Genomic DNA, 12,988 nt, shown 5'->3' with positions numbered 1-12,988 from the left:
TCTTTCCGCGCAATCAGTTCGACGCAATCAGTAAAAACAGACGTGAGATACAGCCCATAGGGCAAAATAGCGAGAATGATCTAACACTTTAGCCTGAAAAAAGGTCATTTAGTTGGCAACTTTTCTTCTATGAGTTAGTCTCAAGGTATAGTCAATTATTCAATGTCAGGCGGAATTAGTAATATCCCATTTAGGGAAACCGTTTTATTTATTATTTCAAGTCGCTCTTATGGGGTTTCTTAAACGCTGCAGTTAAGCGTTAAAGCAACACGAACTGAGTCACTTTTTTGGAGATGTCCCATGGCCCTAGAATTGATGGTTTCACTGGTTTTAACCGCAGTAGTTGGTGCTGGCCTATGGGTTAGCCTGCAACAGATGACTCAAAAACCTAAAGCGATTCGTGTTAAAGCGGATTATGTACGTAAAGATCGTTGGGACAACCCAACACCTCGCAAGACGCGGGATTACTAAGTACCTTCAGAGTCAAAAAGCCGACAAGCGATTGATCAATATCCTTCAGCAACAGCAGATTGTTGATGGAGTCTGAATAAAAAGTGATGCTTTGTAAAAAGCATCGCTTTTTTTATTTTCAGCCACTGCCCACGATAAAAGATTCACCATCCTGGGCAACACAAACACCATCAGGTAAAGAGTGAAGCTGTAGCCAGCGATCCATTTCATGACTGATATGGGTCAGCCAGGTGGTTTTCGACTGCAGTTGCCGATGAATATCCAGCACCATATTCAGATCATTATGATTACGAGGTGGTGCCGAAGCAGGTGGATGACTACAGTCGATCACCAGAGTCAGGTCTGTCAGCGAGGCCAGAAAGTCGGCAGTTGCCTGCGGCAAACCGACAGTATCGGTCAGATAAGCGATACGTTGGCGGCCACACTCAAACAGATAACCGAAAGTGGGCTTTGAGTGATTCAACGGTAAGGGTGTCACCTGAACATCGCCCAGACGAAACGCTTTAAACGCTTCAGATGGCGGGCGAAAATCCAGCAATCCGGGATGTTTCAGTAAATCAGCACAACCCTCGCGATCATCAGGGCCGTACACCGGAATACGGTCATTCAGCCCCCAGCGCAGGTGGAACAACCCCTGTACATGATCCACATGATAATGGGTCAGCAGAATCGCCTGCAGATCTCCGGGTTGAAAACGCTCGGCCAGATCCGTCAGGCCGCCATCAATCAACAACCGCTGATTCTTTCCCGCAAACTCTTGTCCCTTTGTTTTTTTTCCTTTGGATCCCTGCACCTCCAGCAGGGCACTGCAGGGCCGACGGCGCAGGCGCTCATCAGCCCGCGCGGCCACACAGGCACTACAATCACAGCCATAAACCGGCACCTGCCGTACATCCCCAGTGCCAAGAAAAGTCAGTGCCATCATAGAGGAAGCGCTTTACGGTTTGGGCCTGACCGGTCGGGTTTAGCCGTGGTATCCGAGGTCTGGCTATGTACGCCGTGCTTATGAATCACATCAAGCAGTGCCTGAACGCCATCTTCAAGCGCACCCTCATTACAGATACGCAAGGTACACTCCGGCATTCGGGCGATCATCTGCTGATGCCGGGTCAGGCGATGCTCAATCTCCTCTGCCGTTTCCCGGCCGCGCACGGTCAGACGCTTGCGCAGTGTGTCACTGTCCACATCGATCAGCACCGGCACCAGCTCGTCGTACATTGTCATCGCACGGGAAAGATATTCACGGGAACCGTTAACCAGCACATTCGCACCGGAATCCAACCAGATATCGATCTCGTTGCCGATGCCGTAGTGATAACCGTGGGAATACCAGTTCATGACGAACAGTCCCAGTTGTTCCCGTAGCTGAAACTCGCTTTCACTCAGATGGATATGGTTTTCACCACCGGCGTCGGCACTACGGGTGATATATCGATGGGCGACACAGCAACGTAGCTGAGCGGGCAGCCGCTTGCGGCAGCCCTCCAGCAGTGAATCCTTACCGGAACCGGAAGCCCCGACCAAATAAAACAGAGTGCCTCTGATCATCAGAATACCCGTTTGCCCTTACACCAGACCCGCTCAATCAGCGGCATCACCGAATGGCGCTTAACCTGCACCAGATCAGCACGACGCCCCACCTCCAGTACGCCCCTGTCATGCAGATTGGCAGCAGCAGCAGGGTTAGCTGTCACCAGACCAATTGCCCGAGCCAGGTCGTAATCGTTATCATCCCTGTCCGCAACCATAAAGGCCGCTTGCACCAACGCCGAGGGATAATAATCCGAGCTGAGAATATCCAGCACACCGGCTTTGGCCAGATCCTTAGCTGCAATATTTCCCGAGTGAGAACCACCCCGAACAATATTGGGCGCGCCCATCAGCACCTTAAGCCCCAGTTTATGAGATGCTTTCGCCGCTTCCAGCGTCGTCGGGAATTCAGCCACCTGCATCCCCAGATCTGACGATTCCTGTGCGTGGGCCAGCGTAGCATCATCATGGCTGGCAATCGCGATACCCCGATCATGGCAGACGTCACAGATACGTCGACGGAAAGCATCAGCGTACTTAGCGCTATTAGCCTGCTGCAGATGGATAAAATCATCCATTTGAGCCTCAGCAAGACCATACTTACCCATATAGTATTCACGATACTTAGGGATATTCTCCGGCGGAAACTGGCGCTGACCAGGGGCGTGATCCATCACCGAAACCAGTTTGACCAGATCTTTGCCAATGTAGCGCTCAAACAGAGCCATCAAGCCGGGGTAGCTCACCTCACAACGCAGGTGCAGCAGGTGGTCGGCACGATTGATACCCGTGCGCTCAGATTCGATAACCGCCCTGATCATGGCATCCAGTTTCTCGACACGGGTGCTGTCACCGATAATATCCCCCAGTGCTACCGAATCGAACGAGGTGGTAATCCCCGCTGCAACTAACTGGGCATCGTGGGTCACCATCGCCATATGTGCAGGCCAGTCCACCTTGGGACGTGGAGTAAAGTACTTCTCCTGATTGTCGGTGTGCAGTTCCACCAGACCCGGCATCAGGTATTCACCGCCCAGATTATCCGCCTGGGGCAGCGGGCTGATCTCCTGACTGATCTCGGCAATTTCACCATCGCGGATCACCAACGTACCAGTGATCACTTCATCCCGCAGAATCAGGCGGGCGTTGGTTAAAATCTGTTCGTTCATGTCCTGTTTATCCTGTTACGTTTGATACAGTTCAGATCGCGCTGCCTGCTCAGATAGCTCTTCAGATAGCCCTAATGTCGACAAGACGGTCAGCGACCGCTTCCCGTACGTCTTCATCATGGAAAATACCCACCAAGGCTGCTCCTCGAGCCTTCGCTTCACAGATCAATTCCACCACCACCTTGCGGTTGGCCGCATCCAGCGAGGCCGTAGGCTCATCCAGCAGAAGGATCGGGTAGTCAACGATAAAGCCGCGGGCGATGTTGACCCGCTGCTGTTCGCCACCGGAAAAGGTGCCCGGCGCCAGCGACCAGAGCCGTTCCGGCACGTTAAGCCGCTGCAACAGGTCTTTCGCCTTGGCTTCACAGAGGGCGGTATCCACTCCTAGGTCCAACAGCGGCTGCATCACCACTTCCAACGTAGACACGCGGGGAATCACCCGCAGAAACTGGGACACATACCCTAGTGCCTGCCGACGCAGAGCGATAATGCGCCGCGGCAGAGCCTGCGTGATCTCCACCATCTGTTCACCGTCACGCAAACGAATCTCACCAGCGTCTACCGTATAGTTGGCGTACAGAGCTTTCAGAAAGGTACTTTTACCGGCACCAGACTGACCGTGCAGTACCACGCATTCACCGGCCCGTACCTGCAGACTGGCGCTGTCGAGCACGCCGAAGCTGGCGCCGCCCTGGTTGTGCAGAGTGAAAGTTTTCTCCACCCCGGACACATCGATCATCAATTGATTTGCCGTCATGACAGGCTCCTAATTCTGCAGAATGGATGACACCAGCAACTGGGTGTAGGGGTGTTGAGGGTCGTCCAGCACCTGATCGGTCAGGCCGGTCTCAACGACTTCGCCACGACGCATCACCATCAGGCGGTGCGCCAGCAAACGTGCCACCGCCAGATCGTGGGTAACGATAATCACCGAAAGCCCCAGACGGGATACCAGATTACGCAGCAGATCCAGCAGCTTGGCCTGCACCGACACATCCAGCCCGCCGGTGGGCTCATCCATAAAGATCAGTTTTGGGTGGGTCACCAGATTACGGGCGATCTGCAGACGCTGCTGCATACCACCGGAAAACTGGCTGGGGCGATCATCGATACGACTGGTATCAATCTCTACTGCGGTCAGCCACTCTTCAGCCCTGGTTCTGATCTGGCCATAGTGACGCTCACCCACCGCCATCAGGCGCTCACCGATATTGGCACCGGCACTGACATTCATGCGCAGGCCATCACGGGCGTGCTGGTGCACAATACCCCACTCGGAACGCATCAAGACCCGGCGCAGGGATTCCTCACAGGCATACAGATCCATCTCGCCGAACTGTTCGCTGTTGTAGATTACGTTGCCGGAGTCCGGTGTCAGTCGTGCCGACAGCGCGCTGAGCAGGGTTGACTTACCGGAGCCGGACTCACCGACAATGCCCAGTACCTCACCCGGATAAAGATCAAAGCTGATATCACCACAGCCCTTACCCGGTGCGTAAAATTTGTTCAGTTCGCGTACGCTTAAAAGCGGCGCGATATCCTGCCATTCGCGGGTTGGCGTCAGCAGATCTGCGGTGGTGTTCATTGTTCGGTCTCCATTTCAGCAATGGGCAGGTCAGCTGCGGAACCCACAAAACCCTGCGCCACGCGGTCACCGCAGTAATCAGTATCAGAGCAGACAAACATCTTGCTGCCGTTATCATCGGTAATAACTTCATCCAGAAAACTGTGATCAGAACCACAGATAGCACAGGCTTCCTCCCAGCTCTGTACCTCAAACGGATGGTCGTCAAAGTCCAGGCTCTCCACCCGTGTAAACGGCGGCACGGCGTAGATACGTTTCTCAAAACCCGCGCCGAACAGCTGCAGTGCGGGCATCATGCTCATCTTGGGGTTATCGAATTTCGGGATCGGTGACGGATCCATCATATAGCGGTTGTTCACCATCACCGGGTAGTCGTAACTGGTGGCAATATGCCCAAAACGAGCCACATCTTCGTAGAGTTTTACCTGCATAGCACCGTACTCACTGAGGGCGTGCATCTTGCGCGTCTCGCTCTCGCGCGGTTCGATAAAACGCAGCGGCTCGGGGATCGGCACCTGATAGATCAGGATCTGATTCGCTTTAAGCGGGCGCTCAGGGATGCGGTGACGGGTCTGGATCAGCGTCGCTTCAGCGGTCTGTTCGGTGGTTTCTACACCTGCAGTGTGGGCGAAGAAACGACGGATACTGACCGCGTTAGTGGTGTCATCAGCACCCTGGTCGATCACCTTTAGTTTGTCGGCCTCGCCAATCACGCTGGCGGTCACCTGCATACCACCGGTGCCCCAACCGTGGGGCAGCGGCATCTCACGGCCACCAAATGGCACCTGATAACCGGGAATCGCCACACCCTTAAGAATGGCACGACGAATCATGCGTTTGGACTGCTCGTCCAGATAGGCAAAGTTATAGCCTGTTGCCGTACTCATACGTCGGCCTCCTGTTCCTTTTCTATCATGCCTTCATCGCCCGCCCTCTGCTCTTTACGCAGGCGACGGATCATTTCCAATTCCGATTGGAAGTCAACGTAGTGCGGCAGCTTCAGGTGTGAGACAAAACCATTAGCAGAAACACAATCGGTGTGCGGCAGCACAAACTCCTGATCCTGTGTCGGATAAAGCACCTCTTCCCCCAGCTCGTCGGCGCGTAGAGCGCGTTCCACCAGCGCCACAGACATCGCCTTGCGCTCAGCGCGGCCAAAGGCGATACCATAACCACGGGTAAACTGCGGCGGATGATCTTTGGAACCCTGAAACTGGTTGACCATCTCGCTCTCGGTCAGCAGCACTTCACCCACTTCGATCGGGAAGCCCAACTCTTCCGGCACCAGCTCAACACTGACGCAACCAGTGCGCATCTCGCCGGAAAAAGGGTGACTGTCGCCATAACCGCGCATAGAGGCGTAGCTCAGGGAGAGCAGGAAACCTTCATCACCACGAATCAGATTTTGCAGACGCACCCCACGTTCCGCAGGGTAGTCGATCGGTTCACGGGTCAGATCACGTGGCGTTTGATCACCTTCTCCATTTTCACGACTTTGTTCGATCAATCCTTCTTTATTGAGCAGCTCCAGCACGCGCGGGCAGCTGTTGCCGGCAGCCAGTGCTTCAGACAGGGCATTGGCTTCTTTCGGCGCCACTTCCGCTTCACCAGACGCCAGCAGGCTGAAGTCCAACAGGCGGTGGGTATAATCATAGGTGGAACCCAAAATCTGGCCGCCCGGCAGATCCTTAAAGGTGCCGGAGATACGCCGTTCGACTTGCATCTGCTCGGTATCCAGCGGCTCGCTGTAACCAAAGCGCGGCAGCGTGGTACGGTAGGCGCGCAGCAGAAAGATCGCTTCCACCGCATCACCACTGGCCTGTTTCAGCGCCAACGCCGCCAACTCAGGATCATAAACCGAGCCTTCATTCATGATGCGATCTACCGCCAACGGCAGCTGCTGCCGGATCTGATCAACACTCAATTCGGCAATGGCACTGTCGCCACGGCGCTGCGTGCGCATCAGGGCATGGGCGTTATCGATCGCTTTTTCACCACCCTTTACGGCTACGTACATCAGCAAGTCTCCTTATCGTTTTGCGACGGCTCGGTCATACCCGCCTTAATAGCCGTCGTGCGCGGCAGGGCGGTCAGCCGGTTGCCACAACACCAGAAAATATCGATTCCCAGCGGGAAGCGCTGGCGGCTTTTGATCAGATCGGCACAGAATGTCTCCGGCAATCCGGCGATACTTAACGTGCGGGTCTGTTCGATACCGGGGCCGCTCAGGGTCCAGAAGGGCGCAGAGTTCAACCCAGGCACCTGCACTAACAGCGTGGTGGAGCGATCCGGGTATTCCGCCGTACCCCAGTTCAGTTCAGCCAGATCCGGCAGTTCGTTATGCAGTGCGATGGCAAAGTCCGCCTCTTTCGGGGCGTCAACTAGGGGGCACTGACAGTGAAAGCGCAGATTGCTGATCACCGCGTCATTAGCCGCCAATGTCGGGCTAAGCCAAACGCGGGTGTCAGGGTCAAGCAGACTCAACGCCAGCTGCCAAGTGGACAGGTCCAAGCCCTTGGGTGCCTGCTCCACATAATCAGTTTCGACCAGCGTGCCCGGCTCGCTCATCACCTTAAGGGCTGCACGGAACACCTGTTGAGATGCCGCCACCGGTTCCGCAAAACCGGCGATTAGTTCATGGCTGGAAACAGGCATCAGTCTTCTCCCCGAACTAAAGTAAAGAAATCCACGCGGGTGCTGTTGGCTTGGGCCGCACGCTGCTGGCGCCCGGCTTCCAGCTCGGCCTGCAGTGGCTCGATCAACTGCTTTTGCAATAAGTTTTGGCGGGTGTCTTCCTGCAGCAAAGCATCCGCCAATGCTGCGGTAATCGCATGCTGAGGATGTCGACCCGCCACATAGCTGATACCCAGGGTGCCGCTGGCCAGACGAACCGCACAACGGGTCAGAGTCATCTCCCCCATATTGAACGGCTGGCCGCCACCGCCGATACGACCGCGCAGCATGGTTAGGCCTATTTCCGGCTTGCGGATAAACTGATAATCAGGTGACAGCGCTAACCCTTGCCAGTATTGCTGCAACCGGTCGCTGTCAGATTTAGCCAGTACCGCCATCCATTGCTGGCGGGCGGTAGCAGCCGGACGTTCCTGTTGTGATTCAACAGACATGATCTCTATCCATTTCGGTTATAAAACGTTAAGCACCGGAGTTGCGGATACCGTATGCTTTCGATAACCGCATTGTGCCCAGTACTCAGGCTGCCGAAAATGGAGCCTTTCTGTGCACAAGACCGAGAAAAACTAATACCGACTACAACCGACCCCTAGTCTCTGGCTTTAACCGATTTTTCCCCACGACAACCCAGCCAAAAAAAGAATAACCCGCCCTTTATGAACCAAAAGAGGCTGTAGAAAAACCTCAGCCTCAAAAATTGATCATTTTTTGTACTAAAAATGACGCTTCTACGTGAATTCTGGGACAGTTTTCATCGCCAAATACTCTTAAATCAACGTAGGCGCGCGATAAATTCTCAATAACCAGAGCCTGTTAGGTTTTTCTACAGCCTGAAAGCCCTACTAACCGACACGAAAGTGTCACAAACCGCTGGTATGACTGGTGGTTTTATTGAAAGCAGCACTGAGCTTTAGTTAAAACAGCCCTGAGCTTTTCTAAGGAATATTCAGCCCCCTATGTCACGATCAACGAACCCCAGCGCCCTGCTACCGCAGCCGGCGGCCACGCCCCCTGATACGCCTCAACCCATCCTATTAAGATCAAATCAGCCGTTGCCACCTCTGAAGGCGCTGAAAAACTTTGAAGCCGCCGCTCGACTCCGTAGTTTGACCCGGGCAGCAGAAGAACTGCACGTGACTCAGGGTGCGGTTAGTCAACAGGTGAAACTGCTGGAGGATTATCTGGATACACCACTTTTTATCCGCAAGCCCCGGGGGCTGGAGCTGACAGGTGCCGCCCAAGCCTACCTGCCGGTACTTAGCGAAGCGTTCGCGCTGCTGCAGACCGGTACCAATGAACTGTTTGGCAATGACCACCGAGTGTTATTGAAGATCAAATGTGGCAGCAGCTTTCTGCAACGCTGGCTGATGCCCCGGTTGAAGGATTTTTATCGGCAGCATCCGGGGATACGCCTACGACTGTTATCGGCGGTCTGGCCATCGGAAGAACAGGTAGAGGAAGCGGATATCGAGATCAGTAACGGTTACGGTGACTGGAGTGGTATGCAGGTAGAACGGATCTCCCACGAGCACCTGATGGCCGTAGCCAGCCCGGCGTTTCTTGCCCGTGACCCGATCAAGGGCGAGCTGGAGCGATTGATACAAGCACCTTTAATCAGCATTATTGGTGGCAAAGAGAACTGGCCCCAATGGTTCCGGCAGCAGGGCATAGACACTCAACCGATGCCACTGCTGGAGTGTGACACCAGCACCGCCGCCTTTGATGCCGCCTGTCAGGGGCTGGGAGTATTACTGGCGCGCAATCTGACCCTGCAACCTCTACTGGACAGCGGCCAACTGGTCCAGGTGCACCCCTTTACCCTAAAAGCTACCGGCGCACACTACCTGGTGACACCCAATAAAGCGCTGTCACCTAAGGCCGCCGCCTTTCGCAGCTGGCTGAAAGCCAACCTATAAAACATTTTCAACACGCTAGCTGGGCCTATTCATGCTTGATAGGTATGCTATAGGGCTAGGATAAAATCCTGAGCCAATGGTAAACTTCCAGTGTTTAAGACTATTCTTTGGCTCAGTCAAAATGGAGTATTTGGAGCTAATGACGGATAAATACTACCCAGTTTACGACGTTTCTGAGATGGACTTGTCGAATTACGAGGCAATGGGTACTAAATCGAAGTTCTGGTTTGTAGATGAGAATGGGGATAAAAAGTTATTCAAAGCGACCGTTGCATCTGATAGCTCAGGAAATGATATACAAAGACCGGGCGAAGACTGGGCTGAAAAAATTGTATGTGAAATTGCTAACTACCTTTCTATCCCTTGTGCTCAATATGAACTGGCTCTAAACGATGACCAATATGGCGTAATTAGTGATAACTTTGTAAAAAGCAACCAGTCAATGGTTCATGGAAATGAACTGATAGCACATATCATGAAAGCTGCAGGAGAAAAACCTGTAGAAAAGAGAAACAAAGGCCATAAGGTTTCAAGGGTTGTAGCAGCACTTCATTATATCATTCAAAACAAGCCATTAGGCTGGGATAGTCTTCCAGAAATAAAAAGTGCACTTGACTTTTTTTGTGGCTATGTAATGTTGGATGCTCTCGTTTCCAACCAAGATCGCCATGATGAAAACTGGGGAATGATAATATCTGATGAAAGCGCTCATTTAGCTCCTTCTTATGACCATGCAGCTAGCCTTGGAAGAAATGAAAGTGATGAAATTCGTAAAATACGAATGGAAACAAAGGACCTAGGTCAACGTATTGAAAAATATGTAACAAAGTCAAGATCCCAGCTTCTTAACGCTAAAGGGAAGCGAGTTAAAAACTTAGAATTATTTGAAATATTCAGAAGTATCAATAAACCTGCATCTGATGCTTGGCTAGAAAGACTTAAAAAATTAACACCAGAAAACATAAAAGAAATAATAGAAAAAATACCAAATAATAGAATGTCGAGAACATCCAAAGAATTTACTCTAAAATTGATCTGTGCCAATAGGTCAAATTTACTAATAATTCGAGAAAACCAAAGCCTATATAAATAAGAGTAAAGATTGTGAATAGTGTATATATTGTATGGCAAGATGAAGTTACAAGGATGTGGCACCCTGTGGCTAAACTGACCAATGCCGATGGTACTTATCAGCTAGGCTATACAAAAGGAATTAATTCATCTCCTAGATTCAAACCATTTGCAAGAATGCAGGATACGAGAAAAATTTACTATTCTGAAGATATTTTCCCTTTTTTTAAAAATAGAATTCTGCCCAAAAATCGACCTGAGTTTAAAAAAATCCTCAGATGGCTTGATCTAGAGAACCAAGAGTTCGACCCTCTAGTCTATCTTGCAATCTCTGGCGGCGCACGTATTACTGACAGCTATATGGTTGTTCCTTTACCAGAAAAAGAAAATGGAAAATATAAATTAAAATTCCTTATCAATGGAATTAGATACATTGAGGAAAAAGTAAAAAAAAGAATTGAAAAAATTAATAAAAAACAAAAATTAAAATACAAAATCGACGAATCAAACATTCATGATGAAAATGCTATCTCATTGCATATTGATGATGAAAGCAACTCAAAAATTGGATTCTGCCCTAGATATTTAGCATCAGACATTAAAAAACTTATCACTTTAGAAAACGATGAAAACGCTGAGTTTTATATTGAAAGAGTAAACCTTGACGCACCCTATCAGTACAAAATCCTTTGCTCATTCTCTATAAAATGGCCAGCTAATTTTACTCCATTTGTATCTGAAGAATATTTACCAATTCATTGTAAATAGCCTCAAAATCCACAAATTATTTACCTAATGCAACCAACACCAACCCGGTCAGCATCAGCGCCAGTCCCTGCAAGCGAGGGGCAGAAATAGGCTCTTTCAGCCAGATCAGGCCGATCAGAACACCCAACGGAATACTGATCTGGCGAAGAGCGACGATATAACTGACCTCGCTAACCAGCGTCATACTGACCAGTACCAGCAGATAGGTGCCGATAATGAAAAAACCGGCCAACAGCGTCCAGCCACGGTCCGGCAATGCCCGCAGGGATTCGCCCAACACAAAGTGGATCAGCGGGAGCATCCAGACCAGGCAGGCTCCCGCCTGCAGAACAGCAAAACTGCTACCGGCTTCAAAGGCACTCATACCCTGCTGCTTCATGATCTGCAGAGCGATACTGTCAAACAGGGAATAGCCCGCCGTGGCACAGGCCGCCAATAAAGCCCAGCCGATGGCTGGGGTCAGATAATCCCGCCAGTGCCAATCCCGCCAGCGAGTCAGAGGCAGCGCCAGAGAACCGAGGAAAATCAACGCCAATGCCAGCAAATCCTGCTGTTCCAATTCGCTCTGACCATAAACCATCAACACCGCCACAGGTACTATCAACACCGGCAGCGCCCGAGCCAGCGGGTAGACAAGATTGAGGTTGCCGTGGCGGTAGGCTTTGGCCAGACCCGTCAGATACAGGGTCTGACAGAGACCGGAAGCCAGCAGCAACAGCCAGAAGCTCAGCGGCAACCGCAGTACCTCAGGCCAAACCCAAAACAACAGCGGGCTGAACATCAGACCACCGGCGGCCATCGCCCAGGCATAAAAACGCACCGTCTGTGCGGTGCGCTTACCGATCAGATTCCAGCCTGCGTGCAGGCAGGCCGAAATCAATACCAATATAAGAGCCTGGGTACTCAAGGCGCGTCACCGGCGGCCAGACGTTCCTGGATCTCCATCAGACAAGGCACGACATCGGCGATAGAGTCCACCACATAATGTGCACCGGCCTGATAAAAGCGCTGATACGCTGCACGGCGACGTATCTGCTGCTCCTCTTCTGGCAGTGCCTGCCATTCCTCAAGGGACAGCCCCACTTCATTACCACTAACCGCAACACCAATCGTCCACATACCGGCAGACAGGCCTTCATCGATACCGGTCAGGGTGTCGTCAATTTTGGCACAGGCAGCAACATCGCTCACGCCCAGTTCGATGGCGTTTTTCAGCGCCATATGCGGATAAGGGCGGCCTTTGGGCACATCAGTGGCACAGACGTTACTGTCCGGGCTATAACCCTGCTCGGCAGCGGAGGCCAGCAAACCTTCGATCATACGGTCGGCATAACCGGTGTTGGCACCGATAGCGATCTCCTGCTCACGACACCAGGCCAGCGTATCCTTAAGACCCGGAATCAGCTGACCACACTGGGCGATCGCGTCGATCTGCAGCGGCACAAATTCTTCATACATACGGTCAATATCCGCAGTTATCGGCTCAGAACCGTGGGCAGCTGTCCAGGCATCTCGCACCCGAGGCATCGCACACAGCTGACGGATATGTTCACGTTTTTCTGCTCCCATAGGGGCACGAGCTTCGGCGATAGTGATCGGGGTTTTATTCTGTTCAAACAGGCGACGGAAAGCGTGAATCGGTGCCATAGAACCAAAATCCACAGTAGTACCGGCCCAATCCATAATCACTGCCTGCAGGGGGCCCATATAACGACGGGTAAACTGATACATAATAAAAATCCTTAAGCTAAATAAGTAAAAATTCTGGCTGTGTCACGTCTCTTTAA

General features: G+C 51.9%; 15 protein-coding genes. 4 read left to right on the top strand and 11 right to left on the bottom strand.

What is annotated here, in order from left to right:
* Positions 1-300 precede the first annotated feature (300 nt).
* Positions 301-471, top strand: a complete 171-nt coding sequence (locus G517_RS20770) for a hypothetical protein (protein ID WP_157833204.1) — start codon at positions 301-303, stop codon at positions 469-471.
* 118 nt (positions 472-589) lie between these two features.
* Here the strand turns inward: G517_RS20770 and phnP are convergent, their stop codons facing one another.
* The 9 genes from phnP to phnG form a co-directional block, all read right to left on the bottom strand.
* A complete protein-coding gene (gene phnP, locus G517_RS0115075; RefSeq protein ID WP_245543270.1) occupies positions 590-1,396 on the bottom strand; it encodes a phosphonate metabolism protein PhnP in 807 nt (268 codons plus the stop codon).
* Entirely contained in the window at positions 1,393-2,019 is a 627-nt protein-coding gene (gene phnN / locus G517_RS19455; protein WP_084632308.1) for a phosphonate metabolism protein/1,5-bisphosphokinase (PRPP-forming) PhnN, read from the bottom strand. Before phnN ends, phnP begins: the two co-directional genes overlap by 4 nt.
* A complete protein-coding gene (phnM, locus tag G517_RS0115065) occupies positions 2,019-3,170 on the bottom strand; it encodes an alpha-D-ribose 1-methylphosphonate 5-triphosphate diphosphatase (protein ID WP_028305093.1) in 1,152 nt (383 codons plus the stop codon). The genes phnN and phnM overlap by 1 nt, the downstream gene beginning before the upstream one ends.
* A gap of 61 nt (positions 3,171-3,231) precedes the next feature.
* Complete coding sequence (phnL, locus tag G517_RS0115060; RefSeq protein ID WP_211224310.1) at positions 3,232-3,927, bottom strand: phosphonate C-P lyase system protein PhnL; 696 nt, start codon at positions 3,925-3,927, stop codon at positions 3,232-3,234.
* A 9-nt stretch (positions 3,928-3,936) separates the two neighbouring features.
* Entirely contained in the window at positions 3,937-4,755 is an 819-nt protein-coding gene (phnK, locus tag G517_RS0115055; protein WP_051206463.1) for a phosphonate C-P lyase system protein PhnK, read from the bottom strand.
* Complete coding sequence (locus G517_RS0115050; RefSeq protein ID WP_028305090.1) at positions 4,752-5,642, bottom strand: alpha-D-ribose 1-methylphosphonate 5-phosphate C-P-lyase PhnJ; 891 nt, start codon at positions 5,640-5,642, stop codon at positions 4,752-4,754. Before G517_RS0115050 ends, phnK begins: the two co-directional genes overlap by 4 nt.
* A complete protein-coding gene (locus G517_RS0115045) occupies positions 5,639-6,772 on the bottom strand; it encodes a carbon-phosphorus lyase complex subunit (protein WP_028305089.1) in 1,134 nt (377 codons plus the stop codon). Before G517_RS0115045 ends, G517_RS0115050 begins: the two co-directional genes overlap by 4 nt.
* Positions 6,772-7,410, bottom strand: coding sequence for a phosphonate C-P lyase system protein PhnH (phnH, locus tag G517_RS19450; RefSeq protein WP_051206462.1), 639 nt, complete (start codon positions 7,408-7,410; stop codon positions 6,772-6,774). The genes G517_RS0115045 and phnH overlap by 1 nt, the downstream gene beginning before the upstream one ends.
* The gene (phnG, locus tag G517_RS0115035) at positions 7,410-7,880 is read right to left on the bottom strand and encodes a phosphonate C-P lyase system protein PhnG (RefSeq protein WP_036591786.1); all 471 of its coding nucleotides are present in this window, start codon (positions 7,878-7,880) and stop codon (positions 7,410-7,412) included. Before phnG ends, phnH begins: the two co-directional genes overlap by 1 nt.
* Before the next feature lie 522 nt (positions 7,881-8,402).
* Here phnG and G517_RS0115030 point away from each other — a divergent pair.
* From G517_RS0115030 to G517_RS0115020, 3 genes are all read left to right on the top strand, one after another.
* The gene (locus tag G517_RS0115030) at positions 8,403-9,362 is read left to right on the top strand and encodes a LysR substrate-binding domain-containing protein (protein WP_051206461.1); all 960 of its coding nucleotides are present in this window, start codon (positions 8,403-8,405) and stop codon (positions 9,360-9,362) included.
* A 139-nt stretch (positions 9,363-9,501) separates the two neighbouring features.
* The gene (locus G517_RS19445) at positions 9,502-10,455 is read left to right on the top strand and encodes a HipA domain-containing protein (RefSeq protein ID WP_157833203.1); all 954 of its coding nucleotides are present in this window, start codon (positions 9,502-9,504) and stop codon (positions 10,453-10,455) included.
* 65 nt (positions 10,456-10,520) lie between these two features.
* A complete protein-coding gene (locus G517_RS0115020) occupies positions 10,521-11,201 on the top strand; it encodes an HIRAN domain-containing protein (RefSeq protein ID WP_157833202.1) in 681 nt (226 codons plus the stop codon).
* A gap of 16 nt (positions 11,202-11,217) precedes the next feature.
* Here G517_RS0115020 and G517_RS0115015 read toward each other — a convergent pair whose 3' ends face one another.
* Both G517_RS0115015 and phnX read right to left on the bottom strand, forming a co-directional pair.
* Positions 11,218-12,108: an EamA family transporter gene (locus G517_RS0115015; RefSeq protein ID WP_028305085.1), complete on the bottom strand. Its 891-nt coding sequence runs from the start codon at positions 12,106-12,108 to the stop codon at positions 11,218-11,220.
* Positions 12,105-12,932: a phosphonoacetaldehyde hydrolase gene (phnX, locus tag G517_RS0115010; RefSeq protein WP_245543269.1), complete on the bottom strand. Its 828-nt coding sequence runs from the start codon at positions 12,930-12,932 to the stop codon at positions 12,105-12,107. The genes G517_RS0115015 and phnX overlap by 4 nt, the downstream gene beginning before the upstream one ends.
* Positions 12,933-12,988: the final 56 nt, after the last annotated feature.

Source organism: Oceanospirillum maris DSM 6286 (assembly GCF_000422865.1).
Taxonomy (GTDB): Bacteria; Pseudomonadota; Gammaproteobacteria; order Pseudomonadales; family Halomonadaceae; genus Oceanospirillum; species Oceanospirillum maris.
This window is presented reverse-complemented; position numbering and strand designations above follow the sequence as displayed.

What these genes read in the sequence shown, in the direction of transcription:
- G517_RS20770 (WP_157833204.1), top strand. Translation starts at nt 301, where the DNA reads ATGGCCCTAGAATTGATGGTTTCACTGGTTTTAACCGCAGTAGTTGGT.
- G517_RS0115030 (WP_051206461.1), top strand. Translation starts at nt 8,403, where the DNA reads ATGTCACGATCAACGAACCCCAGCGCCCTGCTACCGCAGCCGGCGGCC.
- phnG (WP_036591786.1), bottom strand. Translation starts at nt 7,880, where the DNA reads ATGTCTGTTGAATCACAACAGGAACGTCCGGCTGCTACCGCCCGCCAG.
- phnK (WP_051206463.1), bottom strand. Translation starts at nt 4,755, where the DNA reads ATGAACACCACCGCAGATCTGCTGACGCCAACCCGCGAATGGCAGGAT.
- phnH (WP_051206462.1), bottom strand. Translation starts at nt 7,410, where the DNA reads ATGCCTGTTTCCAGCCATGAACTAATCGCCGGTTTTGCGGAACCGGTG.
- phnX (WP_245543269.1), bottom strand. Translation starts at nt 12,932, where the DNA reads ATGTATCAGTTTACCCGTCGTTATATGGGCCCCCTGCAGGCAGTGATT.
- G517_RS0115050 (WP_028305090.1), bottom strand. Translation starts at nt 5,642, where the DNA reads ATGAGTACGGCAACAGGCTATAACTTTGCCTATCTGGACGAGCAGTCC.
- phnP (WP_245543270.1), bottom strand. Translation starts at nt 1,396, where the DNA reads ATGATGGCACTGACTTTTCTTGGCACTGGGGATGTACGGCAGGTGCCG.
- phnL (WP_211224310.1), bottom strand. Translation starts at nt 3,927, where the DNA reads ATGACGGCAAATCAATTGATGATCGATGTGTCCGGGGTGGAGAAAACT.
- phnM (WP_028305093.1), bottom strand. Translation starts at nt 3,170, where the DNA reads ATGAACGAACAGATTTTAACCAACGCCCGCCTGATTCTGCGGGATGAA.
- phnN (WP_084632308.1), bottom strand. Translation starts at nt 2,019, where the DNA reads ATGATCAGAGGCACTCTGTTTTATTTGGTCGGGGCTTCCGGTTCCGGT.
- G517_RS0115045 (WP_028305089.1), bottom strand. Translation starts at nt 6,772, where the DNA reads ATGTACGTAGCCGTAAAGGGTGGTGAAAAAGCGATCGATAACGCCCAT.
- G517_RS19445 (WP_157833203.1), top strand. Translation starts at nt 9,502, where the DNA reads ATGACGGATAAATACTACCCAGTTTACGACGTTTCTGAGATGGACTTG.